This is a genomic window from uncultured Desulfovibrio sp. (assembly GCF_949282365.1).
In the GTDB taxonomy this organism is placed as follows: domain Bacteria; phylum Desulfobacterota; class Desulfovibrionia; order Desulfovibrionales; family Desulfovibrionaceae; genus Desulfovibrio.
In genome coordinates, this window is the sequence record NZ_CASDOY010000091.1 from 1 (window position 1) to 2,411 (window position 2,411).

Below are 2,411 nucleotides of genomic sequence, written 5' to 3' on the forward strand. Positions count from 1 at the left end.
CCGTCCGCGACAGGCGGCCGGGGCAAGTCCCGCCCCGTGGGCCCGCCGTCCGCACCGCCGTCCCGTCGCAGGTCCGCGGCAGAGCCCGCCCGCCGCCGCATCACGACGCGCTGTCACGGAAGGCCGCCCTCCCCAGCCGGGGCCTGTCCCTGTGCGGCGGAACGCCGCCCGGCGCCCGCTTTTCCTGCCTGCGGACCCTTGCCATACGCGGCGCTTTCCAGTAAATTTTTACCCTTCGGACAGGCTCTGCCGCGTACGGAAGATCACGCCTGACCAATATCGCGGAATATATTGAGGAATCTATCATGCAAACGACCGACTTCATCTGGTTTGACGGCAAAATGGTTCCCTGGGCCGACGCCCAGGTTCATGTTCTCACCCATGCCCTGCATTACGGCAGCGCCGTGTTTGAAGGCATCCGCGCCTATGCCTGTGCCGACGGCACCTCCGCCGTTTTCCGCCTCAAGGAACACAGCCAGCGCCTGCTCAATTCCGCGAAGATCCTGCGCCTGGACATCCCCTACACCGCTGACGAGATCAGCCAGGCCATCCTGGACACCCTGAAGGCCAACAAGATGAAAGAAGGCTACATCCGTCCCCTGTCCTTCGTGGGCGACGGTGAAATGGGCGTCTATCCCGGCAACAACAAGGTGCGCACCATCATCGCCGTCTGGCCCTGGGGCGCCTATCTCGGCCCCGAAGCCCTGGAAATGGGCATCCGCGTCAAGACCAGCTCCTTCGCCCGCATGCACGTCAACACCCTGATGAGCAAGGCCAAGGCCGCCGGCAACTATGTGAACTCCATCCTGGCCAAGATCGAAGCCAAGGAAGACGGCTATGACGAAGCCGTGATGCTGGATACCAACGGTTTCGTTTCCGAAGCCACCGGCGAAAACATCTTCATCGTGCGCGACGGCATCGTCAAGACCACGCCCTGGACCTCCATCCTGGGCGGCATCACCCGCGACTCCGTCATGAAGGTGGCCCGCGACCTGGGCTACACCGTGGAAGAACAGCAGTTCACCCGCGACGAGCTCTACATCGCCGACGAAGCCTTCTTCACCGGCACCGCCGCCGAACTGACCCCCATCCGCGAAGTGGACAACCGCGTCATCGGCGCGGGCCACGCCGGTCCTGTGACCAAGCACCTGCAAAAGGAATTCTTCCGCGTGGTCAAGGGCGAGAACCCCGCCTACGCCGACTGGCTGAGCCACTACACCTTCTAGCCCTTTCTTCCGGCGCGCCTGTATCCCGCACGGGGACAGGCGCGCCCTGACGTTTTTCCATGAAGCACCTTTCCCTCGCCGCCAAATACCGCCCCCAGACGTTTGCCCAGGTGGCCGGTCAGGACATGGTCAAGGCCGTGCTCTCGCGCGCCGCAGCCGAAGACCGGGTCGCCGCCGCCTATCTGCTCAGCGGCACGCGCGGCGTGGGCAAGACCACCATCGCGCGCATCTTCGCCAAGGCCCTCAACTGCCGCCACGCACCGGGGCCCGAGCCCTGCAACCAGTGCGACCAGTGCCGCAAGATCACCCAGGGCAGCCATGTGGACGTGACCGAGATCGACGGCGCGTCCAACAACAGCGTGGAAGACGCCCGCGCCCTGCGCGAGACCATCGGCTACGCGCCCATGGAGGGCCGCTACAAGGTCTTCATCATCGACGAAGCCCACATGCTCTCGCGCAGCGCCTTCAACGCCCTGCTCAAGACCCTGGAGGAACCGCCCGCGCGCGTGGTCTTCATCTTCGCCACCACCGAGGCGCACAAGTTCCCCATCACCATCGTCAGCCGCTGCCAGCATTTCGTCTTCCGCCATCTGGCCGAGGATGCCCTGGTGCGGCACCTGTCCAACGTCCTGGACAAGGAAGAGGTCCCCTTCGAGGAAGGCGCCGTGCGCCTCATCGCGCGCCGGGCCGCGGGCAGCGTGCGCGACAGCATGTCCCTGCTGGACCAGACCCTGGCCCTGGGCGGCCGGAGCCTGACCGGCGCCGTGACCCGCGAGGTGCTGGGCCTGGCCGGACAGGAGCTGTTCGCCGATCTTTTCGCGGCCCTGCAGGGCCGTGACTGCGCGGCCGTTTCCCTGCTCTGCGGCCGCCTGTTCCGCCAGGGCGTGGACATCGGCTTTTTCGTGCGCGAGCTGGCCGGGCATCTGCGCGACATGTTCCTGCTGCGCCAGGGCGGCCAGGCCGTGCTGCCCAGCCTGGGCCTGCCCGCCGACGAGAGCCTGTTCTGGCAGGAGCTGGCCTCCCGCTTTTCCGCCGGCCACCTGCACGCGGCCTGGCAAATGGTACTGGACGCCCAGCGCGGCATCGTGCAGAATCCCGAACCGGCCGCGGCCCTGGAACTTTTGCTGCTCGATCTGGCCCTGCTGCCGCAGCTGCTGCCCCTGGAACGCATGGATCTGGAACGTA

2 protein-coding genes are annotated in these 2,411 nt (G+C 66.2%); both read left to right on the forward strand.

Going from position 1 to position 2,411, the window contains the following annotated elements:
- The first annotated feature begins 302 nt into the window (after positions 1 to 302).
- Positions 303 to 1,226: a branched-chain amino acid transaminase gene (locus Q1X76_RS10060; RefSeq protein WP_300719766.1), complete on the forward strand. Its 924-nt coding sequence runs from the start codon at positions 303 to 305 to the stop codon at positions 1,224 to 1,226.
- Positions 1,227 to 1,285: 59 nt separating this feature from the next.
- A partial coding sequence (gene dnaX, locus Q1X76_RS10065) for a DNA polymerase III subunit gamma/tau (protein ID WP_300719764.1) occupies positions 1,286 to 2,411 on the forward strand: 1,126 nt, incomplete at its 3' end.